Source organism: Enterovibrio norvegicus FF-33 (assembly GCF_000286835.2).
Lineage (GTDB): Bacteria > Pseudomonadota > Gammaproteobacteria > Enterobacterales > Vibrionaceae > Enterovibrio > Enterovibrio norvegicus_A.
The window spans coordinates 996,831-1,020,957 of record NZ_AJYD02000038.1 but is presented as its reverse complement, the minus strand read 5'-3'; the positions used below and the strand labels follow the sequence as shown (position 1 = coordinate 1,020,957).

Sequence of the window (24,127 nt, the reverse complement as noted above, 5' to 3'; positions counted from 1 at the left end):
TCACTAACGAGTTAGTCACACCATCTATGAAGCACATTCGTAATTTTTCGATTATTGCCCACATTGACCACGGTAAGTCGACCCTATCAGACCGTTTAATTCAGGTTTGCGGTGGTCTTACTACACGTGAAATGGCAGCGCAGGTTCTAGATTCTATGGATCTAGAACGCGAACGTGGTATCACCATCAAAGCACAAAGTGTGACGCTGAATTACACAGCAAATGACGGGGAAACCTATCAGCTGAACTTCATCGACACCCCAGGGCACGTTGACTTCTCTTATGAAGTATCACGTTCTTTGGCAGCCTGTGAGGGTGCTTTGCTGGTGGTTGACGCGGGTCAGGGCGTAGAAGCTCAGACACTCGCTAACTGTTATACAGCTATCGAGATGGACCTAGAAGTCGTTCCTATCTTGAACAAAATCGATTTACCAGCCGCCGATCCTGATCGTGTTGCTGAAGAAATTGAAGATATCGTTGGTATCGATGCCACTGAAGCCGTTCGCTGTTCTGCGAAAACAGGCTTGGGTGTAGATTTGGTACTCGAAGAGATCGTGAGAAGTGTCCCTGCGCCAGAAGGTGACCCAGAAGGGCCGCTGCAGGCGCTGATCATTGACTCATGGTTTGATAACTACTTGGGCGTGGTTTCTCTGGTTCGCATTAAAAATGGCGAACTGAAGAAAAACGACAAGATCAAAGTCATGAGCACCGGCCAAATCTGGGGTGTTGATCGCATCGGTATCTTCACACCAAAACAAACGGATACCCAAGGTCTGCGTACTGGTGAGGTAGGCTGGGTTGTTTGTGGTATTAAAGACATTTTGGGCGCACCTGTGGGTGACACCCTGACGCAAGCGAAAAATGGCGCAGAAAAAGCATTGCCTGGCTTTAAGAAAGTGAAGCCTCAGGTTTATGCGGGTCTGTTCCCTGTTTCGTCTGACGATTATGAGAACTTCCGTGACGCGCTCGGCAAGCTGAGCCTGAATGATGCATCGCTATTCTATGAGCCAGAGAACTCGGCGGCTCTGGGCTTTGGTTTCCGTTGTGGTTTCCTTGGCATGCTGCACATGGAAATCATTCAAGAGCGTCTTGAGCGTGAATACAATCTTGATTTGATCACCACGGCACCAACCGTAGTGTATGAAGTGAAGAAGACCAACGGTGATGTTATCTATGTCGATAGCCCAGCGAAGCTGCCGGCGACGAATGACGTAGAGATCATGGGTGAGCCAGTTGCCCGTTGTCACATTTTGGTGCCATCAGAATACCTCGGTAACGTGATTACCCTGTGTATTGAGAAGCGCGGTACGCAGGTAGACATGGTTTACCACGGTAACCAAGTGGCGCTGACGTATGACATTCCCATGGCGGAAGTGGTTCTCGACTTCTTTGACCGTTTGAAATCAACCTCACGCGGTTATGCATCACTGGATTACAACTTCCAGTGTTACCAAGAGTCAAACATGGTGCGTGTAGACGTATTGCTTAACGGCGATAACGTGGATGCATTGGCCATCATCACGCATAAAGATCATGCTCAAACACGTGGTCGTGATTTGGTTGAGAAGATGAAAGAGTTCATCCCGCGTCAGCAATTTGATATTGCAATTCAAGCGGCGATTGGCACTCACATCATTGCGCGTTCGACGGTGAAACAGCTGCGTAAAAACGTAACCGCTAAGTGTTACGGTGGCGATATCAGCCGTAAGAAGAAACTGCTGCAGAAACAGAAAGACGGCAAGAAGCGCATGAAGCAGATCGGTAACGTTGAACTGCCTCAAGAAGCCTTCCTTGCCATTCTGCACGTAGGCAAAGACAAGTAATAAAAGGATTTTAAGGGAACATAATGGCTAATACTTTCTCGCTGATTCTGGTGCTTATTACCCTGTTTACAGGGATTGTCTGGGCATTGGATACATTCAGATGGGCGCCTAGGCGTCAGCAAAAAGCGGCAGAGACGCTCAATCTAGATAGCAGCGAGATAAGTGCGGAGCAGGTGGCCCAGATTGCCCCTCAGCCAAGCTGGGTGGAAACCTTCGCGTCTGTGTTCCCTGTCATTGGTCTGGTGTTGGTTTTGCGCTCGTTTATTTACGAGCCATTTCAAATCCCGTCAGGCTCAATGATGCCAACTTTGTTGGTGGGCGATTTTATTCTGGTTGAGAAATACGCATACGGCTTGAAAGATCCTGTTTTCCGCCATCAATTGGTGGAAACGGGTAAACCAGAGCGCGGCGATGTGGTGGTGTTCAAATACCCACCACAGCCGAGCATTGATTATATCAAGCGCGTGGTGGGCATGCCGGGCGATACGGTTCGTTACAGCGAAGAGAAGCGTCTGTGTATTCAAAAGCAAGGCGAGTCTGTTTGTGAACTGGTGCCGATTGATGATGTTCACAAAAGTGAATTCACTCAACGTGGCGTGAACCTTATCCAAGCGCAAGAACGCTTGGGTGAAGAGCCTCACCAAATATTGGTGAACCCTTACATGCCAAACCAAACCGGTCAGTACTATCCGACACCAGGCTTAGGTGAATGGATCGTGCCAGACGGTCAGTACTTTGTCATGGGCGATAACCGTGACAACAGTAAAGACAGCCGCTTCTGGGGTTTTGTGCCTGAAGCCAATCTGGTAGGTAAAGCCGTTGCTATCTGGATCAGTTTCGAATTTGACGAACAAGGCGACAGTTTCCTGCCGTCTTGGGTACCTGTCGGCGTGCGATTTGATCGTATCGGTGGCATTGATTAACTTGGAAAGACATGACAACACCTACAAATAGATTACAACGTCGTATCAGTTATGAATTTAACGATGCGGCGTTTCTTAGTCTCGCCCTGACACACCGAAGCGCCAGTGGAAAACACAATGAGCGTTTGGAGTTTCTGGGCGATTCTATTTTGAGTTTCGTTGTTGCTGACGATCTCTACCATCGTTTCCCGAACGTTGATGAAGGCGACATGAGCCGCATGCGTGCAACCTTAGTTCGTGGTAACACGCTGGCCGAATTGGGCCGCGAGTTTGAACTAGGTGATGTGCTGCAGTTAGGTCCAGGTGAGTTGAAAAGTGGTGGTTTCCGCCGTGACTCTATTTTGGCGGATGCTGTAGAAGCGATCATTGGTGCTATCTATCTCGACAGCGATCTGGAAACGGTACGTGGGACGATACTGGCTTGGTACAAGCAACGCCTTGATACCATTATGCCGGGTGTGAACCAGAAAGATCCAAAGACACGTTTGCAGGAATTCCTGCAAGGACGTCGAAAGCCGCTGCCTGCCTATAATGTAACTAAGGTGCACGGTGAAGCACACAACCAGCAATTTACGGTTGAGTGTGAAGTAGCAGGTCTGGAACGACCTGTAGTAGGTAAAGGCAGCAGTCGTCGCAAGGCTGAGCAAGCGGCTGCCGAACTCGCATTGCAAAAGCTGGACTCATGACTGACACACTGCAAATCCACCACTGTGGCTTTATTGCCATTGTAGGTCGCCCTAATGTGGGCAAATCCACGCTTCTCAACCGTTTGGTTGGCCAGAAGCTGTCTATTACCTCGCGCAAACCACAAACCACACGTCACCGCATTATGGGTGTCGATACGCGTGATGGTTATCAAGCTGTGTACGTGGATACGCCAGGACTTCACATTGAAGAGAAGCGTACCATTAACCGCCTGATGAACCGCGCTGCGGCGAGTTCTCTGACCGATGTTGAACTGGTACTTTTCCTTGTTGATGGTACCCAGTGGACTGCCGATGATGAGATGGTATTGAATAAGCTGAAGAAATCGGAATTACCGACCGTTCTGCTTATCAACAAAGTCGACAACGTTAAAGAAAAAGGCGAGTTGTTCCCGCACCTTCAGGCACTAAGCGAAAAGATGGATTTCGTGGATATGATCCCCGTGTCTGCCAAGAGCGGTACCAATATTGATGCGGTAGAAAAACTGGTTCGTAAGCACTTGCCAGAAGGCGAGTGGTACTTCCCTGAAGAGTACGTGACCGACCGTTCACAGCGATTTATGGCATCTGAAATTATCCGTGAAAAGCTGATGCGTTTTACGGGTGATGAATTGCCATACTCGGTCACTGTGGAAATCGAGCGTTTTGATTACAATCCTGCGACAGATGGTTTTGAAATCAACGGGCTTATCTTGGTTGAGCGAAATAGCCAGAAGAAAATGGTGATCGGCAAAGGTGGCGATAAAATCAAAACCATCGGCCGCGAAGCCCGTCTGGATATGGAAGGACTGTTTGAGCGTAAGGTTTACCTTGAGCTTTGGGTGAAAGTGAAATCGAACTGGGCAGATGACGAGCGCGCCTTGCGCAGTCTTGGCTACATCGACGATCTTTAATCACCACTAAAATACATCAGGAGCGATATGGAAGGCTTGCAGCGCTGCTTTGTTCTGCACTCACGACCTTATAGTGAGACCAGCCTGATCCTAGATGTATTTAGCGAAACCCACGGGCGTGTCAGCATAATGGCAAAAGGCGCCCGTGGTAAGCGCTCTCCCCTTAAGGGCGCACTCCAACCTTTTACCCCCTTATTGATGAAATGGTCCGGTCGCGGTGAAATGCGTACGCTTCGCCATGCGGAAGCGATGGGCCTCGCTATTCCCCTTGCTGGTAATGCTTTGTTCTCCGGTTTTTACCTCAATGAAATATTGAGCCGCGTTGTCGAACCTGAAACGGGTTACCATCAGCTGTTTTTCGATTACGTGACCGCGTTGACAGAGTTGGCGCAGCACGCCAACCCAGAACCTGCTTTGCGCCGCTTCGAATTAGCCTTACTCGATTCATTGGGGTATGGCGTTGATTTTCTCAACTGTGCTGGTAGCGGTGAGCCTGTCGATGAGAACATGACGTATATTTTTCGAGAGCAACTTGGCTTTGTTGCGTCATTGATGAAAAGCAATAATCTGACGTTCACTGGCAGCGATTTGAACGCATTGGCAACCCGACAATTCTCCACGGCAGATCAGCTAAAAGCGGCGAAGCGCTTTACACGGCTGGCACTCAAGCCTTATCTTGGCTCCAAGCCTCTAAAAAGCAGAGAGCTATTTTCGTTAAGAACAAGGAAATTAACGCAATGAATACCATTTATCTGGGCGTCAACATTGACCACGTCGCCACCGTTCGTAATGCACGTGGCACCAAATACCCTGATCCTGTGCATGCGGCCGAGATTGCTGAACGTGCGGGCGCGGATGGTATCACTGTGCATTTACGCGAAGATCGTCGCCACATCAAAGATCGCGATGTTTATATCCTACGAGACACGCTACAAACGCGCATGAATCTTGAAATGGCCGTGACGGACGAAATGGTTGCAATCGCATTGGATGTGAAACCTGCGTATGTGTGTCTGGTGCCAGAGAAGCGTGAAGAACTGACTACCGAAGGTGGTTTGGATGTTGTTGGGCAGCTTGAAAAAGTGAAAGCGGCGACACAAACGTTGACCGAGGCAGGCATTAAAGTCTCACTATTTATCGATGCTGACCGCGCACAAATTGATGCAGCAAAAGCATGTGGTGCGCCGTTTATTGAGCTGCACACTGGCAGCTACGCAGATGCAGAATCTGAAGAAGAGATGCAGGCTGAGCTGAAAAAAATCGCTGCGGGTGCGAGCTACGCGGCAGACCAAGGTATTAAAGTGAATGCAGGCCATGGCCTGACTTATCACAACGTGACGCCTATCGCTAAGATCCCAGAGATCTACGAGCTGAACATTGGCCATGCAATTATTGGTCGCGCTGTGTTTGACGGTTTGCCAAAAGCGGTCGCAGACATGAAAGCCATTATGCAGGATGCTCGTCGCTAATGGCGGTTGTCGGTTTAGGGACTGACATTGTAGAAATCGCGCGACTTGAGAAAGTGATTGCGCGAACGGAAGATGCGTTTGCAAGACGCGTCCTCACAGACAGTGAAATGGAAAAATACAGCAGCAGTAAGTTTCCAGCTCGCTATTTGGCAAAGCGTTTCGCCGTCAAAGAAGCGGCAGCCAAAGCGCTGGGAACAGGGATTGCGTGCGGTGTGACTTTTCATGATTTTACGGTGAGTAATGATGAGTTAGGTAAGCCGATAGTGAGCTTTTCTGGCGTAGCCAAACAGTTGGCGGATGAGCGCGGTGTCACTCACGTCTTGCTGACTATTGCCGATGAGAAGCGGTATGCAGTGGCGACGGTATTACTCGATAAATAAAATGCTCGCTGAAGAACAAAAACGCCCGTGATATTGGTAAATATCGCGGGCGTTTTTTATTGCATCAAACGGCAATTATTCAGGTGTGTATCGCTTGAAGATAATGGACGTGTTCACGCCACCGAAGGCAAAGTTATTGCTCATGATGTACTCGCAATCAATATGACGTTCTTCGCCACGAATATAGTCTAATTCCCCACAGGCTGGGTCAATATTGTCTAGATTCAGCGTTGGGCTAAACCAGCCCTCATTCATCATTTCAATGGACAACCATGCTTCAATCGCCCCACAAGCACCCAAAGTATGTCCAAAATAGCTTTTCAGGGAGCTGATAGGCATGCGTGGGCCAAACACATTGGCGGTGGCTTGAGATTCAGCAATATCACCTTTACTTGTTGCTGTGCCATGTGCCGAAACGTAACCGACTTTGTTTGCAGAAATCCCTGCATTTTTTAACGCTTTCTCCATGCATATCTGCATGGTTTCCATTTTTGGGTCGGTGATGTGTGCGGCATCGCAGTTACTCGCAAAGCCGACGATTTCAGCATAGATCGTTGCACCACGGGCTTTCGCATGTTCGTACTCTTCAAGCACCAAACTGCCTGCACCTTCACCAATGACAATACCATCTCGGTCTATATCAAATGGACGAGGCGTTGAATTCGGCGCCTCGTTCTTTTGACTCGTCGCATAAAGAGTATCAAATACCGCTGGCTGCGTTGGGCAAAGCTCATCGGCGCCGCCGGCGACCATTGCCGTTTGATATCCGTGTTTGATCGCTTCGAAGGAATACCCAATTGCTTGGCTACCGGATGTACATGCACTGCTTGTTGGAATCACTCGGCCGCGTAGTCCAAAAAACAAACCCACATTCACGGCCGTGGTAGCGGGCATCATTTGCACATAGGTATTGGCATTGATGGCTTCCGTGGTTTTTTGCTCCATCATGATAGAAAAAGCACGGGAAGGTGGAGTGCTGCCTGTTGACGATCCAAATGCAACGCCTGTTTCACCATTTGTCAGGATATCCATCCCGAGTAGACCGGATTGTTGCAGGGCGAGATCAGAGGCAACGGTAGAATATTTCGCCACCAGTCCCATGCTGCGAACTTGTTTACGAGTGTAATTGGGCGGCAAAGAAAACGCATCAAGTGGAGCGGTTAGGCGAGTGTTTAAGCCCTGATATTGCTCTAGGTCTGTATTGTATTTAACTGCATTTTTGTGTGACTTTAAACGAGATGATACCTCGTCCCAATGGTTGCCGAATGCAGTGACACCTGCCATTCCTGTTACTACTACGCGTCGGTTCATCGTAATCCTCCATTGACTGAAATGACCTGTCGAGTGATATAACTTGCCGCGTCAGACATCAGGAAATTGACCAAACTGGCCACCTCCTCTGGAGCGCCCATACGATTAAGCGCAATATCAGGCAGCGCTTTATCGATGACATGTTGTTCAATCATGCCCGTTTCAATTAGGCCAGGTGCGACACAGTTTACCGTGATGTTGCGCTTGCCCAGTTCCATGGCAAGAGCTTTAGTTGCTCCCATAATCCCAGCTTTTGCCGCGCTGTAATTGGTTTGTCCAGGGTTTCCCATTAATCCTGATACCGATGACATTGTGACAATTCGGCCACCTTGACGCAGCCTGATCATTGGCATAATGCAGGGGTGTAAAACGTTGTAAAAGCTGTCCAGATTGGTGTGAACGACGCCATCCCATTCTTCTTCAGTCATCGCTGGAAAGGCGGTATCTGCCGTTACACCCGCATTGTTAACAACACCGTAATAGGCGCCAAACATTTCAATGTCAGACTCTAATACCGCGCGACATTCATCGCGATAACGAAGATCAAATCGGATGGTTCTTCCGCTGCCACCAAGGTGAGTCAGTTGATTGAGTGTCTCTGCGGCACCCGCTTCATCTTTGCCATAGTGGACGATGATCTCAAAACCTGATGAGGCTAGAGAAAGAGCAATGGCTCGGCCAATTCCTTTACTTGCCCCTGTGACCAGTACGCTGCGGCTCACGAAGCACCTCCTTGTTTGATTTGTGTTAACTCGGCATTTGATGGTTCAAAAGTACTGAGTTGAGATGAGGCGAGTAATGCGCCATTGCTTTCAATCTTGCAACTGAATACCGACACCCCTTCGTGGCTCATGACTTCGTCAACGTGAATGTCTAGCACTTGGTTTCGGGCAAAAAAAGCGGTTACGGTTTGGTAGCGTCGACTTCCTACTAAAAAACCAATGACGGGCGATTGCCCTTTTTGGTAGTAATGAAAGCCAGACCAAGCGGCGATGGTTTGTGCCATTAATTCAATGCCAACCCAAGAAGGTAAACCTTGTTGTTTGGTGTCAAAAAAATGGTGGTCTGTGTTAGGACGTGCTTGGCAGTGGGCAAAACTCTTACCTGCATCCACCATTTTATTGAGGTAAAGCATGGGTGCACGGTGAGGCACCAATTGCTTAATCGGTGGAAATGCCGTGCTTTGGCTAATCATGAAAAAGCGCCCCCAATTCGGCAGAAAGAGCGGAATAAGCAAGCAACTTGTCTTCGAGTACCTTTGGCGCCTCAAATTGCAGTTCTTTGTTATCGAGTCTCACTGGGACTTGCACTGTGTGCCCTTTGCAAAGACGCTTTCCGGACTGAGGGTCGGTAATGAGGTAATCGACTTTTAATCGGTTCTCCCATTCAGCCAAAGTGGCAATAACGCGTATTGTCTGGTTGTATTCAATGGCTTTTATATAGCGAACATTGGCATCAATCACAGGCCACAGAAAGCCAGATGCTTCCATGTCGCGATAACCGTAATCGATTTTTTCCATCAAAAGTCGGCGAGCCTCTTCAAAGAAGCGAAAGTAATTGCCGTGATAGATCACACCCATCGGATCGGCATCTTGGAACGAGGTCACTATGGTCGCTTCAGCTCGCAAGTGCACGGTGCTCATTAATAAAGATCCCAACGTCTTTCTTGAATAAAGGCGATGAAGCGACGCAAATCTTGCTCTAACGGACGATCTTCGCTGACAAAATCAAACTCTGCACCCATTTGAGAGATCATTTCTCTTAGCGAAGGGCTCAGATCGCGCATGGACAATTCGTTGCTGCGACAGCGAAGTTGCAGCGCTTGGAATGAGGCCAATAGGCTCGCGGAGGTGACCTGCTCTGTCAGCTCTAACACGCGTAAGCAATCACGCGCAGCGATGGTACCCATGCTGACTTTGTCCTGATTGTGGCATTCAGTTGAACGGGAAAATACGCTGGCTGGCATGGTGTGTTTGAGGGCTTCAGCGGTCCACGCTGAGATGCCAATTTGCACTGCTTTAAAACCGTGATTGATTGATTTACGGCTGCCTTCTGCACCTGTTAGGTTGAATGGCAATCCGTTATTGAACTTGTAATCCATCAGTTGTGCCATTTGGCGATCCAAAAGATCGGCAATATTCGCGACCGCGATTTTTAGGCTGTCCATAGCCATCGCAATGTGGCCACCATAGAAGTGTCCACCATGCAAAACACGTTCATTTTCACCGTCAATAATAGGGTTGTCATTGGCACTGTTGAGTTCGTTTTCGATCATTTGACGCAGCCACGGCAGTGAATCTTGCAATACGCCAATAACATGTGGCGCACAGCGAAGCGAATAACGGTCTTGTAATCTGTCACTGTTACGCGGCGGGCGATTAACTTGCAGGTCATCGCGAAGCCAGGCGGCGATTTGTTGTTGGCCTGGATGGGGTTTGACGGCGAACAAGGCCTCATCAAAGTGGAAATCATTGCCGTGCATCGCCAGCGACACCATGGCTGTGATTCGGGTAGAAAGCTGTGTTAAGTATTCCGCTCGCTTGAACGCTAAACAGGCAAGAGCCGTCATCACTGACGTACCATTCATCAGAGCTAAACCTTCTTTGGGTTTGAGCTTGATGGGGCTAATGCCTAGTTCGCGAAATACATCAACGGTTGGGCGGACTTCGCCGTTATAGATAACGTCTCGTTCACCGATCAAGGTTGCAGCAAGGTAAGACAGCGGGGTCAGGTCACCGCTAGCGCCAACCGAGCCCTCTTGTGGGATACGCGGTGAAATGTCTTTGTTAATTAAGGTAACGATTTGTTTGAGCAAAGGCATACTCACACCAGACATACCTTGGGTGAGTGAATTTAGTCTTGTGGCTAACACCGCTCTTGCTTGCTGGTGAGATAGGTCATCACCCAGACCACAGCCGTGAAAGCGTGTCAGGTTAAGGGGGAGCTCATCTACCAGCGAAGGTGGGATAGCGACCGTGCACGAATCGCCATAGCCAGTAGTGACGCCATAGATAGCCCCATCTTCCCGCAATAGCCGTTCTAGGAATGCCACACTGCGATCGATACGGCCGCTGAATTCATCACTTGGATTCAGAGCTGCCTGACTTCCATTGGCTATGGCAACAACAGATTCGATGGTTAATGGTTGCTCACCAAATACGATGGTGTCGTCGATATTCTGGGTCATTGTCTTTCCTTGCTAACTGAAATAAATCACCGGTACAGGTGCCTTTTCCATGGCTCTTTTCATCGGTGAATGGATTTATTGTTGTGTTTAGTCGAAGTGAATGACACCTCGGGTATGGAGACCTGCTGTAGATTCCAGCCGAAAGATCAGGGCGTTTTTTTCTGGCTTCCAATTCATGGAAAGTTGCACTTGCATGTCAGGCCAGATCGGTGCTTCAAATTTCAATTTATCAAGCGATCGAAAAGGAGCAGTGATACCGAAAATATCGAGGGCAAAATGTACTACTGCATTGATTTGTGACACCCCTGGGTAGATTGCGAAACCTGGGAAATGACCTTCAAACTCGCGAAGATCGCTGTCGACACAAAGTGAGAGCTCGGCATGAAGGTTCGAGATGGCAGTTTTCACCACGCTAGGTGGGCGATCGGTCGTTTTTTTCTTTGATGAAGGGGTAAATAATTCATCCACGGCGTTCGCTTCGCGTTTCCCTTGGCTGTTTTGGGGGATATGAGAAGCAATCGTATATTCTCGTGGTATAGAAATGGCATCTAGCCATTGTGCGAGGTGTTGCCGTAACGTTTGACGGCATATCGCATCCCCTTGATTCTGAAAGGCGCATTTGCCTTCTTGGCTTAGTACCAGTGCCGCTGCAATGTATTGTCTGTCTGCGCTTTCTTTGGCAATACAGACGGTATCTTCAATCCATGTGTGGTCCATCAAGCGGTTTTCCACTTCCGCCAGAGAAACGCGCTTTTCTTCGATCTTGACGATCCTATCTGCACGCCCCTGCAAGGTAAAAGTACCATCGTTGTGAAAGTCACAAAGATCGCTGGTGTCATAATCCACTTTGGGATGAATAAAGGGGGAGCGCAATCGCAGGCAGCCTTGCTCGGTTAACGTTGCCGAGATACCGTCAAACAACGTCCAAGTCGCGGTGTCTGTGTGTTGCTGTCTGTGAGCGATCCCGCCGGTTTCAGTGCTGCCAAAGACTTCGAACGGGCGTTTACCCAGGTATTGTTCGGTTTTTTCAGCAGCGTTAAACGGTAAAGGGCCACCGGAAGAAAATACGGCACAAAAACACAATCGCGGGTGATCTTGTTTGAGGCGTTTAAGCTGCGCAGGACTGCTGATTAATGTTTGAGACAATGCTTGTTCGGTGCTGTGTTGTTGTGGATAGACGGCGTTGGTGCGAGAAAATGTTCGTCTTGCGCATAAGGGCCACAGTACACGGAACAGCAGACCGTAAATATGTTGATGAGAAACGGTGCTGACAATGGATGACGTTGCAAGTTCGCTGCCCCAAGTTTGTTCAAGGATATCTATTTCCGCTTGTAACTGTTGAAGCGATTTTTCTATCGCTTTGGGTTTTCCGCTTGAGCCTGAGGTGTACAAAACTATTTTGATACTGTCGAGAGACAAGGCATCCAGCGCGATGGCATGGTGACTTTTGTGGTCGATCGGCAATGTAATGGCATCGTTATTGGGTAAGACACTGGCATGACGGTCGGACAACATAGCGTCAAATTCATGGGCTAACTCGTTCAATGCGCCAATCTGGATATTACCCGGTATGACGACAGTTTTTCCCGCATAAGACAAAGCCAGAACAGCAACGGCCATGTAGTAACTGTCGTCGAAACAAACAGCCCATCGTGCTGCGGGGTGTGTATTCAAAACATGGTAAAGCGTCGCGACATCATGCTGAAAGTCTCGTTGTGTTTTGAAACCGATTTCACCATCGGCAACGAGAAATAAGTCATCATCTGTTGGGCGAGAAAGCAAAAGAGAGAGCGGCTTGAAATCCATGAGTATCGGTCTTTATAGAATGACTTATCATTCGTTTGCATAACTCTACAAGGTGTAAGCGCTGTACTAACACCTTGTAGAGTCATGTGGTTCAACGAATCGATTACGTCTCAATAAAATCATCACGTTTTCACAACGTAATAGCATTGTAGTGAGGCAGGATCAGGCTGGTTGAAGCAGTTGCTCTATGGCATCAACAACATCCTGCACAGTACGGACACTTTTGAACACTTCGGGCGGGATCTTCTTACCTATTTCTTTTTGCAAGTGAACGACAAGGTCTACCGCATCAATGCTATCAAGCACTAAGTCCTCATACAGATTGGCGTCTGGCACAACGTCTTCAGGTACCAGCTCAAACAATTCAATTAACGCGTGGTGAACCTGTTTAAAATTCGGGTTATCTACATCAGCCATTTCATTACCTTCTAATGGTGTTCTGACAGCATGCACTGAGCATCTATCGTATGATTTCAATGGCACGTATAGCAGATACGTAAATAGGGAGCGAAGCGCGTGAGGTGAATTGGGGGTATGAATCGTGACATTTCTTGAGTGTTTACATTTTTAGACGTCGATGTTTGAAATTACTCGTAGAATTTGAGTGTTGCCATTATCGACTTGATTTGTCTTGAAATGCATGCTTTTGGTTGTTTGAGTACGTGTTGATTCTGCGTCCTGATTGGGGTTAATAATGTTTCGATTTGCGGAGAGGGCTTATCAGTGGCTGTTGGTTGCATGAAAAAACGGGCACTCCCAAGGGCTGGGATTGCCCGTTTTTCTGTCAGTTTCATCCTCGGTATTGCCTGCTTTATCTAAAGATAATGCGGCGATTGCTCGCGAATATTATTCATTTCATCCAGCAATTCACACAACTCCGGCTCAACATCATCATTGTCATCACCTTGTTTAAACTGTGTCTCTAGCTCATAACAAAGTCCTTTTAGCTTGGGTACTCCGCTGTAAGCGCAACTGCCGTGCAATTTATGAATAATCGGCCAGAGTTCGATATTGTCGCCATCAAGCGCGTTATTGACCTTTTCTTCTACTTCATCAAATGAACGCACGAGCATTTGGAGCATCTCTTTGGCGAGCGCTTCTTTGCCTGATGCCTGTTTCATGGCCAATGACCAATCAATGCTCAGTGACGAACCCACATTATTCGTTTTGATGAGTGGACTTGATGGCTGAATGTCCCCTGTGTGCGGATGGGTCCAGTGGTGAAGGACCTGTTCGAGGATATGCTCTTCAATGGGCTTGGTCAGGTAATCATCCATCCCTTCGTCAAGCAGGCGTTCGCGCTCTCCCGTCATGGCATGAGCGGTCACAGCGATAACCGGTGTTTGGTGATTCAATGGCGACTTTCGTATTTCTTTACATGCGGTTACGCCATCCATTTCGGGCATTTGTATGTCCATCAAAATGAGATCAAAACGTTGTGAACGTGCACGATCTACTGCATGTTTTCCATCGTGTGCCGTCACCACATGGGTCACCCTTTCTTTCAACAACGCCGTGATCAACTTTAAGTTGGCAGGGTTGTCATCGACCGCCATGACCGTCATCGGAAGTTTATTGGTATGGGTTTCCACTGCAGGCGGCAAAACGTCTGGCGCTTGCTGCTCACCTTGAAGAAGTTCTACCAATTTTCGTACAGATAATGGCTTCGCAAGGCATGAGTTCACGCCTGAACTTAACAGGTGCTCTGACAGCGCTAATTCGGTGGTAGGCAGGCAGAAAATGACTTTGTCACTGAAAGATTCAGCATGAGTTGCTTGGGCGATCAAGGTGTCAGGAGAAGGAACATCACTGGCATCGACACAAATTAGCACGCACGAAACGGGTTCAGATTGCTCAGGCAAGGTGTCAACGCTTCGGATGCTGAGGCCAAATTGTGATAAACGCTCACTCATCAACTGGCGGCTTTCAATATCTGATTCCACCAATAGCAGTGATTGCCCTGCTAGTGCTTCGCTGTCTACAGGTTGCACTAACGGCAAATCAGTTTTTAACAGTGACAAAGTAAACCAGAATGTTGAGCCTTGGTGTAAGCGACTACTAAAGCCAATGTCACCACCCATCTGATTCACCAGATTTTGTGTGATCACCAAACCAAGGCCTGTGCCGCCATAACGGCGACTGATGCTGGCATCTGCTTGTCGGAACGCTTGGAACAACTGGGCTTGTTGGCGCTCAGAAATACCGATACCAGAATCGCGGATAACAAACTGAAGCTCTAATTGTTCATCGCGTTGTTGTTTTAGCTCTACGCTGATGCGGATATGACCGCGTTCGGTAAACTTGGTAGCGTTACCGATAAGGTTAGTGAGTACTTGCTGAATACGGAGCGGATCACCAATCACGCCAGCCGGAATGCGAGGGTCAATGCGCAGATCTAGCTCTAGCCCTTTTTCGTGCGCCATCGGCGCGAGCAGGCGCATGACTTCTTCTAGCGAGTCTTCAAAATCAAACGGGATGTTTTCCAGCAGCAACTTGCCCGCTTCGAGTTTGGAGAAATCGAGAATGTCATTAATGATGGTGAGCAAGTTGTTGGCGGACTTTTCGATAGTCTGCAGATAATCTTGCTGGCTGCTGCTCAATTGGGTTTTCAGCATTTGACGCGTAAAGCCAATGACACCGTTAAGCGGGGTACGCAGTTCATGAGACATATTAGCCAAAAATTCTGATTTTACGCGCGCCGCTTCTTGGGCATTTTTCTTGGCAATATCTAGCTCAACGTTTTGAATCTCAAGCTGTTCAAGGGTTTCTCGTAAATCTGAGGTTGCCTGATCGATGCTTTGCTGCATTTCTAAATGGTATTCAGACAGCGAGATCGCCATGGCGTTAATGCCATTTTTTAGTGTGTCGAGTTCGCCCAATAATTTGCCTTCAATCCGAACATCGAGATGCCCTCGACGGATTCGGTCGATCATATTAATCATTTGGGTGATCGGTGTTTCGACATCAAGCAGCAAGCGATAAGCAAAAAAGCCTGACAAAATGACGCCAAGGATCAGCACAACCGCTGCGGAAATGATTTCTTGATACTGCTTTAGCTTGACCGTGGATAAGTCCATTTCCATCGTGATGTAACCGATGGTTTGATCTTGCGTCAGGTTGTTATTGAAGCCGCCAATGGCGCGGATGGGCGCACGCAATAGCAAGGTATCTTGTAACCGACTGATTTCAAGTCGATCGGGTAGTGAGTCGCCGTCGGGGATAGCCATTAAATCGAGATTGCGATGATAGTTTGACGTCACGAAGAGATCATTCTGATCAGAGAACACCGCAATGCTCCGAATGTACTGGCTGTGTTGGCGATGAGTGTGGCCGATGAGTCGGCGCACGTTCTCACGGCTTTCATTAGAAAGACCGATTTCACTGGCGATAGCCAATGGTTCAATGATCGCCTGACCGGCCACGCTCAGTTGCTGTTCCAGCTCTTGATAGCGGTTTTTGATAAAGTAAGCACTGAGCAAGATGCCGATGATCAGAGTCGGTGCGATGGTAAGGGTAATTACTCTGGCGCGAAGTCCGTATTTGGTCATGCTGTTTGTTCTGTGGGAGAATTGCCGTCATTTTCATGACGTACCTGGTCATGACATATATGTCATGACGTCATTGTTCATCGTATCGCTGTTTTTTACCGAGCTATTTATTCAATAGCCGTTTGTTTAGTACCTACATATCCAGTACCTATGACTACATTCTAATCCTAGGTACGGCTGTACACCAAAGCTGTCGGCGAGAATTCAGCAGGTTATCACAACCCGCTGTCCGCCAATATACGATTCACTGCCATGCCCACCGCAGGAAAGGGGGGTGATGGCCGACATTGGAAAACCAACATGGCGCGTTTTTTTCAGCCACAGAAGAAGAAAAATCTCGATACCAAACACAAGGCCTTCACGGTTGAGCGTCTTGACCATCAAGGTGATGGTGTGGCTTTTGACGGAAAAAGACCGGTGTTTATTGCTGGGGCATTAGCGGGCGAAGAAGTCGTGGCGCAGTTGACAGAAGATAAGCGCCAGTTTGCCCGTGCCAAATTGATCAAGGTGGTAACACCAAGTGCTGAACGAATAGAGCCATTTTGTGCCCACTACGGTGTGTGCGGAGGGTGTAACTTGCAACACCTTGGACATGATGCACAGATTAAAGCCAAGCAAAATTCACTTTCTCAGCTGATGAAAAAATTTGCCTCTGCGGATTTAACTCAAGATGCGCCTGTGCGTTCAGAAGGGCAGGGATATCGGCGCCGTGCGCGATTGAGCGTGAAAATCAGTAAAACGGGCGAGCTGGAAATGGGCTTTCGTCAGCGAAGCTCAAAAGAAATCGTGACGGTGACCCATTGTCCGGTTTTAGACAAACAACTTGATGCTCTGCTTCCCGAGGTCTATTCGCTACTGGATGCGTTGCGTGGTCGTCGTGTTATCGGGCACGTTGAGCTGGTGGAGTCAGATGCAGGGCGGGTGCTGCTGGTGCGGGCGATTAAGACACTGCATGACGAAGACATGGCGAGTCTTAAACAGTTTGCCGATGACAAGGCGTTGATTTTGTATCTCCAACAAGGTGAAGGCAACGCCGAGCGTATGTGTGGTGACGCGCCACATTATTCGTTGGGTACGCTGTCGCTTTCTTTTGAACCGCAGGACTTTATTCAGGTCAACGCCGACATTAACCAAAAAATGATTGCCCAGGCACTTGATTGGCTAGATCTTAATAACGACGACAAGGTGCTCGATTTGTTCTGTGGTCTAGGTAACTTCAGTTTACCGATTGCAGGCAAAGCAGAGTCGGTTGTGGGCGTTGAAGGCGTTGAGGACATGGTGCAGCGTGCCAGCGACAACGCAACGCACAATGGTTTAGACAATGTGGCGTTCTACCACGCAAACCTTGAACTGGATGCAGGTAAGACCGAGTGGGGCAAGCAGCGCTATAGCAAAATTTTGCTCGATCCTGCACGTGCTGGCGCTTTAGGGGTTATGCCTTATGTGGCACAATCACGTGCCGAGCGTATCGTGTATGTCTCTTGTAACCCTGCAACACTGGCAAGAGACAGCCAAGTACTGCTCGATAAAGGATACAAGTTAGCCAGGTTGGGCATGTTGGACATGTTCCCCCATACCGGGCACTTAGAGTCGATGGCATTGTTTATCAAAGCCTAAGTCGCTCGAAACCGGCAACCATGATGGTTGCCGGTAAGGATTAGAAAAACAGGATAGTGAAATGGTCGCAATTCGTGGCGCGCACCTAAATGACAACAAAGATTTTTTACTTGAACGCTGGGTAGATGGTCTCGCCCAAGACGCGGATGTTTCGCAGGCGTTGATTGATGCTTATTATGACTGCCAAACGCTGGGCGACGAGCAAGCCATGGCGCAGCCGTTATGGTTTGGTCGAGAGATGATTGAAATCCTTGTCACCTTAAGTATGGACAAGGAAACCTTGATCGCGGCGTTACTCTTCCCTGTGGTGGAAGATGGCTTGCTGGCTCACGACGTGCTCAAAGAACGCTATGGCAGCACCATCGCCAAGCTGGTGGATGGCGTGCAGGAAATGGCGTCTATTCGTCATCTGAATGCCAACGACGAAGAAGCGACGTCAGCGCAAGTGGATAACGTACGCCGCATGTTGCTGTCGATGGTGGATGACTTTCGTTGTGTGGTGATCAAACTGGCAGAGCGGATCAGTTATCTGCGTGAAGTGAAAAATGAGCCGGACAATGTACGAAAGGCCGTCGCTAAAGAGTGCGCCAATATTTATGCGCCATTGGCCAATCGATTAGGGATTGGTCAGCTGAAGTGGGAAATCGAAGATTACACCTTCCGTTATCAGCATTCAGATACCTACAAGCAAATTGCTAAACAGCTAGCTGAACGACGTATTGACCGCGAAGAATACATCGATACGTTCGTCACGGACTTACAGCAGTCAATGAGCGTTTCCAACATCAATGCGCAGGTTTACGGCCGCCCTAAGCACATCTACAGCATCTGGCGTAAGATGCAGAAAAAGAGCCTTGCCTTTGATGAGCTGTTTGATGTTCGCGCTGTGCGTATCATTGCTGACCAGCTTCAAGATTGCTATGCCGCACTAGGGGCAGTGCACACCAAATATCGCCACCTTCCCAAAGAATTCGACGACTACGTCGCTAATCCTAAACCTAACGGTTATCAGTCTATCCACACCGTGGTGTTGGGGCCGGAAGGGAAAACGGTCGAGATCCAAATTCGCACCAAGCAAATGCATGATGATGCCGAGCTAGGCGTCGCCGCGCACTGGAAATACAAGGAAGGTGCAACGACGGGACGCAGTGGTTACGACGAGAAAATCACATGGCTACGTAAACTGCTGGCGTGGCAAGAAGAGATGTCTGATTCGGGCGAAATGCTCGATGAGTTGCGAAGCCAAGTGTTTGATGATCGTGTCTACGCCTTTACTCCGCGCGGTGATGTGGTCGACTTGCCCATTGGTGCAACACCGTTAGATTTCGCCTACCACATTCACTCGGAAGTGGGGCACCGTTGTATTGGTACCAAAGTGGAAGGCCGCATCGTGCCGTTCACTTACCACCTGCAAATGGGCGATCAAGTCGAAATCATCACGCAAAAAGAGCCGAACCCGTCACGTGACTGGCTAAACCCAAGTTTGGGCTTCGTCAATTCAGGTCGTGCTCGTGCCAAAATTAATGCATGGTTCCGCAAGCAATCGCGTGAAAAGAACATGATTGCGGGCAAAGAGATCCTCGATGCCGAACTGACCAAAATTGGTGCCGCCAGTAAAGATGCCACCTTAGCCATGAAGCGCTTCAACATGAATAGCCTTGATGAAGTTTACGCCGGTGTCGGTAGTGGCGATTTACGCATCAATCAGGTGGTGAATTTCATCAATTCCATTGTCAATAAACCGACAAAGGAAGAAGAAGACAAACAGTTACGAGCGAAGCTGGAGCAGGTGGAGAGCTCTCCTGTCCCTAAAAAACCGCGCAGAGACGCGGTGGTGGTAGAAGGGGTTGATAACCTGATGACGCACCTTGCACGTTGCTGTCAGCCCATTCCTGGTGATGCTATTGAAGGCTACGTCACACAGGGACGCGGTATTTCGGTTCACCGTTCTGATTGTGAACAGTTGGCAGATCTTCGTCATCATGCACCCGAGCGTATTATTGATACGGTATGGGGGGGCGGATTTGTCGGCAGTTACCAAATTACGGTGCGTGTTTTGGCGTCAGAACGTAACGGCTTGATTAAAGATCTTTCTAGCATGCTGACCAATGAAAAAGTCAGGGTGTCGGGCATGCAAAGTCGAGTTGATTACAAGCAGAACATATCCATCATGGATTTTGATCTTGAGCTAAGTGATCTTGATGTGCTGAGTCGAGTGATCACCCGCCTTGAGCAGGTGAAGGACGTGCATGAAGCGAAGCGGCTTCGTTAGTCTTATACCTGCGTAAACTCTCGTTGTGCAAGGATGGGAAGCTTGCTCGGGTATCAGCCCAGAAAGGGAAGCAGAGGCTTTCCTTTTTTATTTCAAGACGGCGTTAAAACAAACTGACAATGGATAAATAGGCATGAATAAAATGTCGCGAATGCAAGAATTGCTCGAAATTATGGCGACCCTACGAGACCCGAAAAATGGGTGTCCTTGGGATAAAAAGCAGACGTTCAACTCCATAATTCCTTACACCATCGAAGAAACTTTCGAGACAGTCGATGCCATCGAGCGCCAAAATTGGGGCGATGTGCGTGACGAGTTGGGTGATCTTTTGTTCCAAATTGTGTTCTATAGTCAACTCGGCAAAGAGCAGGGTGACTTTGAATTCGACGACGTGGTTGGTGCGATTTGTGACAAGTTGGTGCGCCGTCATCCCCATGTGTTTGGTGAGAAAGACGCTGATGGCAATCCGTTGCAAGCAGCAGATTGGGAAGGCATCAAAGCGCAAGAGCGAGCTGCTAAAGCCGAACCAGACGCCGAATTGAGTATTCTCGATGATGTACCAACGGCACTGCCCGCATTGGGGCGAGCCGCTAAGCTACAAAAACGCTGTGCCAGTGTTGGTTTTGATTGGGATGCGATTGGGCCTGTTGCCGACAAGGTGCAAGAAGAACTTGAAGAAGTCATGGAAGAAGCGTTGATGGTGAACGTGAACCAGGCTCGTGTTGATGAAGAAATGGGCGACTTACTGTTTTCCGTGGTGAATTTGTCGCGGCATGTGGGAACCAACCCAGAAAAGGCGTTACGACAGGCCAATTTAAAATTTGAAAATCGTTTTCGTCAAATTGAAATGAAATTACGCGAAAATGGTAAAAACTTGCAGGAAACTCAGCAAGATGAACTCGAAAAACTCTGGCAGCAAGTGAAATGTGACGAAGGCAACAAACCAGTGTGAATCGCTGAATTGATTTACAACAAAAAAAAAGGGTACGCCGTGTGATAGTTTTCACGTTGTGGGAAGTTTCGGGCTCTGGTAACATGTCGTCCCGTCCAGATTTCCAATATTTCCCCTAAATCCAACTCTCAGGTTTAGCATGACAACGAATTACATTTTTGTAACTGGCGGGGTGGTTTCCTCCCTCGGTAAGGGTATTGCTGCAGCGTCATTGGCAGCGATTTTAGAAGCACGTGGTCTTAATGTGACCATGATGAAGCTTGACCCTTATATCAACTTGGATCCGGGCACGATGAGCCCAACCCAGCACGGTGAAGTATTCGTTACGGAAGACGGTGCAGAAACCGACCTAGATTTGGGTCACTACGAGCGTTTCATCCGCACCAAGATGACTAAGCGCAATAACTTTACGTCTGGTCGTGTATATTCAGACGTATTGCGTAAAGAGCGCCGAGGCGACTACTTGGGTGCAACCATCCAGGTTATTCCTCATATCACCAACTCTATCAAAGAGCGTGTGCTTGCGGGCGGCGAAGGTCACGATGTGACTATCGTTGAGATCGGCGGCACGGTGGGCGATATCGAGTCATTGCCATTCCTTGAAGCTATCCGTCAGTTGGCGGTTGAGCTAGGTCGTGAACGCACCATGTTCATGCACCTGACTCTGGTTCCTTACCTTGCTGCGGCAGGTGAAGTGAAAACCAAGCCTACTCAACACTCTGTGAAAGAACTGCTATCTATCGGTATTCAGCCAGACATTCTGGTGTGCCGTAGCGATCGCGTTATTCCTGCGAATGAGCGTTCTAAGATTGCCTTGTTCTGTAACGTGCAAGAAAAAGCCGTTATCTCAATGAAGGATGTAGATTCCATCTACAAGATCCCTTCACTGATCCGTTCGCAAGGCTTGGATGATTTGGTTTGTAAGCGTTTCGGTATCGAAGCGCCAGAAGCTGATCTGACAGAGTGGGAACAAGTTATTTATGAAGAAGCGAACCCAACCGGTGAAGTCACTATCGGTATGGTTGGCAAATACATTGAACTGCCCGATGCCTACAAGTCAGTTAACGAAGCGTTGAAGCACGCAGGCTTGAAAAATCGCCTGACCGTGAAGATCAAATACGTTGACTCACAAGATGTAGAAACCAAAGGTGAAGAAGTCCTTCACGGTTTGGACGCTATTCTCGTTCCGGGTGGCTTCGGCGATCGCGGCGTAGAAGGCAAAATTCTGGCAGCGAAATTCGCGCGTGAAAACAAAGTCCCTTACTTGGGTATCTGTCTTGGCATGCAAGTGGCGCTGATCGAATATGCGCGCAACGTTGTTGGCATGGAAGGCGCGAACTCGACTGAGTTCAACAAAGCGACCAAGTACCCGGTTGTTGGCCTGATCACCGAGTGGGTTGACGGCGAAGGTAAGGTAGAAGAGCGTACTGAAAAATCCGATTTGGGCGGCACCATGCGTCTTGGCGCACAGCTGTGTCACCTGAAAGACGGCACCAAAGCGCGTGAGCTTTACGGCAACGCTTCAATCCATGAGCGTCACCGTCACCGCTATGAAGTCAACAATGTGCTACGTCCGCAACTTGAAGAAGCCGGCCTTGTGGTATCGGGTCTGTCAGCGGACAAGAAGCTGGTTGAAATTATTGAAAATCCTGAGCACCCATGGTTTGTGGCGTGCCAGTTCCACCCTGAATTTACCTCGACCCCACGCGATGGCCATCCTCTGTTTGAAGGTTTTGTGGCTGCGTCAGGTAAAAATCAGCGTGGTGAGCTGTAACTGAGAACAAAGGGCGGTTGCGAAGGTAGTGCAGCCGCTTTTCGCATTTTTAAGCTATATGACATACGAGAGGAAACACAATGTCTAAGATCGTTAAAGTTCTAGGTCGTGAAATTATCGATTCACGCGGTAACCCAACTGTAGAAGCAGAAGTTCACCTAGAAGGTGGTTTCGTAGGTATGGCAGCTGCACCATCTGGCGCATCTACCGGTTCTCGCGAAGCTCTTGAATTGCGTGACGGCGACAAAGCTCGTTTCCTAGGTAAAGGCGTACTGAAAGCAATCGGCGCAGTAAACGGCGAAATCGCTAACGCTCTAGAAGGTAAAGACGCGACAAACCAAGCAGAAATCGACCAGATCATGATCGACCTGGACGGTACTGAGAACAAATCTAAGTTCGGTGCTAACGCAATCCTAGCGGTATCTCTAGCGAACGCAAAAGCAGCAGCTGCTGCTAAAGGCATGCCACTGTACGAGCACATTGCTGAACTAAACGGCACTGCTGGTCAGTTCTCTATGCCTCTACCAATGATGAACATCATCAACGGTGGCGAGCATGCTGACAACAACGTTGATATCCAAGAGTTCATGATTCAGCCAGTTGGCGCTGCAACTTTGAAAGAAGCTGTTCGCATGGGTGCGGAAGTATTCCACAACCTAGCGAAAGTATTGAAGTCTAAAGGCTACAACACTGCAGTTGGTGACGAAGGCGGTTTCGCTCCTAACCTTAAGTCTAACGCTGAAGCGCTAGAAGTTATCGCAGAAGCTGTTGCAGCTGCTGGCTACGAGCTAGGCAAAGACATCACTCTTGCTATGGACTGTGCAGCATCTGAGTTCTTCGACAAAGAAGCTGGCATCTACAACATGAAAGGCGAAGGCAAAACCTTCACTGCTGAAGAGTTCAACCACTACCTTGCTGGTCTCGTTGATCAATTCCCAATCGTTTCTATCGAAGACGGTCTGGACGAATCTGATTGGGCTGGCTTCAAGCACCAAACTGAACTGCTGGGCGACAAAATCCAACTAGTGGGTGACGATCTGTTCGTGACTAACACTAAGATTCTGGCTCGTGGTATCGAAGAAGGCATCACTAACTCTATCTTGATCAAGTTCAACCAAATCGGTTCACTAACCGAAACTTTGGCTGCTATCAAGATGGCTAAAGACGCTGGTTTCACTGCAGTTATCTCTCACCGTTCAGGTGAAACTGAAGATGCAACTATCGCTGACCTTGCTGTTGGTACTGCTGCTGGCCAAATCAAGACGGGTTCTATGAGCCGTTCTGACCGTGTTGCTAAGTACAACCAACTTATCCGTATCGAAGAAGCTCTGGGCGAACGCGCACCTTTCAACGGTCTGAAAGAAGTTAAAGGCCAAGCGTAATCGCTTAGCACTTCATTCAGTCGGCGATACGCTGATTTAGAGATGAAAACGGCTCCCTTGGGAGCCGTTTTTTTGTTTGTAGGATA

Annotated in this window: 20 protein-coding genes; 12 read left to right on the top strand and 8 right to left on the bottom strand. The window is 48.6% G+C overall.

From position 1 onward, the window contains the following. Positions 1-26 precede the first annotated feature (26 nt). The 7 genes from lepA to acpS are packed head-to-tail and all read left to right on the top strand — an operon-like array spanning position 27 to position 6,192. Positions 27-1,823: a translation elongation factor 4 gene (gene lepA, locus A1OO_RS12790; protein ID WP_016960304.1), complete on the top strand. Its 1,797-nt coding sequence runs from the start codon at positions 27-29 to the stop codon at positions 1,821-1,823. Between the two features lie 23 nt (positions 1,824-1,846). Further along, positions 1,847-2,746, top strand: a complete 900-nt coding sequence (gene lepB / locus A1OO_RS12785) for a signal peptidase I (RefSeq protein ID WP_017003253.1) — start codon at positions 1,847-1,849, stop codon at positions 2,744-2,746. 11 nt (positions 2,747-2,757) lie between these two features. Then, positions 2,758-3,432, top strand: a complete 675-nt coding sequence (gene rnc, locus A1OO_RS12780; protein WP_016960302.1) for a ribonuclease III — start codon at positions 2,758-2,760, stop codon at positions 3,430-3,432. Next, entirely contained in the window at positions 3,429-4,343 is a 915-nt protein-coding gene (era, locus tag A1OO_RS12775) for a GTPase Era (protein WP_016960301.1), read from the top strand. Before rnc ends, era begins: the two co-directional genes overlap by 4 nt. Before the next feature lie 27 nt (positions 4,344-4,370). After that, positions 4,371-5,084 (top strand): DNA repair protein RecO, encoded by a 714-nt coding sequence (gene recO, locus A1OO_RS12770; protein ID WP_016960300.1) that lies wholly within the window; start codon positions 4,371-4,373, stop codon positions 5,082-5,084. Continuing rightward, positions 5,081-5,812 (top strand): pyridoxine 5'-phosphate synthase, encoded by a 732-nt coding sequence (gene pdxJ, locus A1OO_RS12765; RefSeq protein ID WP_016960299.1) that lies wholly within the window; start codon positions 5,081-5,083, stop codon positions 5,810-5,812. The genes recO and pdxJ overlap by 4 nt, the downstream gene beginning before the upstream one ends. Further along, positions 5,812-6,192: a holo-ACP synthase gene (gene acpS, locus A1OO_RS12760; RefSeq protein WP_016960298.1), complete on the top strand. Its 381-nt coding sequence runs from the start codon at positions 5,812-5,814 to the stop codon at positions 6,190-6,192. Before pdxJ ends, acpS begins: the two co-directional genes overlap by 1 nt. A gap of 75 nt (positions 6,193-6,267) precedes the next feature. On the opposite strand, the gene A1OO_RS12755 is transcribed toward acpS, so the two are convergent. The 8 genes from A1OO_RS12755 to barA form a co-directional block, all read right to left on the bottom strand. Beyond that, positions 6,268-7,503, bottom strand: a complete 1,236-nt coding sequence (locus tag A1OO_RS12755; protein WP_017003252.1) for a beta-ketoacyl-ACP synthase — start codon at positions 7,501-7,503, stop codon at positions 6,268-6,270. Continuing rightward, a complete protein-coding gene (locus A1OO_RS12750) occupies positions 7,500-8,225 on the bottom strand; it encodes a 3-ketoacyl-ACP reductase FabG2 (RefSeq protein WP_016960296.1) in 726 nt (241 codons plus the stop codon). Before A1OO_RS12750 ends, A1OO_RS12755 begins: the two co-directional genes overlap by 4 nt. Then, positions 8,222-8,698 carry a hotdog family protein gene (locus A1OO_RS12745; protein WP_017003251.1) on the bottom strand — a complete coding sequence of 159 codons (477 nt, stop codon included), beginning with the start codon at positions 8,696-8,698 and terminating at the stop codon, positions 8,222-8,224. The genes A1OO_RS12750 and A1OO_RS12745 overlap by 4 nt, the downstream gene beginning before the upstream one ends. Then, on the bottom strand, positions 8,691-9,146 hold the full coding sequence (locus tag A1OO_RS12740; RefSeq protein WP_017003250.1) for an acyl-CoA thioesterase: 456 nt from the start codon (positions 9,144-9,146) through the stop codon (positions 8,691-8,693). Before A1OO_RS12740 ends, A1OO_RS12745 begins: the two co-directional genes overlap by 8 nt. Next, complete coding sequence (locus tag A1OO_RS12735) at positions 9,146-10,690, bottom strand: HAL/PAL/TAL family ammonia-lyase (RefSeq protein ID WP_017003249.1); 1,545 nt, start codon at positions 10,688-10,690, stop codon at positions 9,146-9,148. The genes A1OO_RS12740 and A1OO_RS12735 overlap by 1 nt, the downstream gene beginning before the upstream one ends. A gap of 87 nt (positions 10,691-10,777) precedes the next feature. After that, entirely contained in the window at positions 10,778-12,496 is a 1,719-nt protein-coding gene (locus tag A1OO_RS12730) for an AMP-binding protein (protein WP_017003248.1), read from the bottom strand. Between the two features lie 162 nt (positions 12,497-12,658). After that, positions 12,659-12,913 (bottom strand): acyl carrier protein, encoded by a 255-nt coding sequence (locus tag A1OO_RS12725; RefSeq protein ID WP_016960291.1) that lies wholly within the window; start codon positions 12,911-12,913, stop codon positions 12,659-12,661. Positions 12,914-13,311: 398 nt separating this feature from the next. Continuing rightward, positions 13,312-16,044, bottom strand: coding sequence for a two-component sensor histidine kinase BarA (barA, locus tag A1OO_RS12720; protein WP_016960290.1), 2,733 nt, complete (start codon positions 16,042-16,044; stop codon positions 13,312-13,314). Positions 16,045-16,344: 300 nt separating this feature from the next. On the opposite strand from barA, the gene rlmD reads away from it, so the two are divergent. The 5 genes from rlmD to eno all read left to right on the top strand — a co-directional run bounded on the left by rlmD (position 16,345) and on the right by eno (position 24,041). After that, a complete protein-coding gene (rlmD, locus tag A1OO_RS12715; RefSeq protein ID WP_017003247.1) occupies positions 16,345-17,661 on the top strand; it encodes a 23S rRNA (uracil(1939)-C(5))-methyltransferase RlmD in 1,317 nt (438 codons plus the stop codon). 61 nt (positions 17,662-17,722) lie between these two features. Beyond that, entirely contained in the window at positions 17,723-19,933 is a 2,211-nt protein-coding gene (gene relA, locus A1OO_RS12710) for a GTP diphosphokinase (protein WP_017003246.1), read from the top strand. A gap of 133 nt (positions 19,934-20,066) precedes the next feature. Beyond that, positions 20,067-20,885: a nucleoside triphosphate pyrophosphohydrolase gene (gene mazG / locus A1OO_RS12705; RefSeq protein ID WP_016960287.1), complete on the top strand. Its 819-nt coding sequence runs from the start codon at positions 20,067-20,069 to the stop codon at positions 20,883-20,885. A 139-nt stretch (positions 20,886-21,024) separates the two neighbouring features. Then, positions 21,025-22,659, top strand: coding sequence for a CTP synthase (locus A1OO_RS12700; protein ID WP_016960286.1), 1,635 nt, complete (start codon positions 21,025-21,027; stop codon positions 22,657-22,659). An 80-nt stretch (positions 22,660-22,739) separates the two neighbouring features. Further along, positions 22,740-24,041 carry a phosphopyruvate hydratase gene (eno, locus tag A1OO_RS12695; protein ID WP_017003245.1) on the top strand — a complete coding sequence of 434 codons (1,302 nt, stop codon included), beginning with the start codon at positions 22,740-22,742 and terminating at the stop codon, positions 24,039-24,041. Positions 24,042-24,127: the final 86 nt, after the last annotated feature.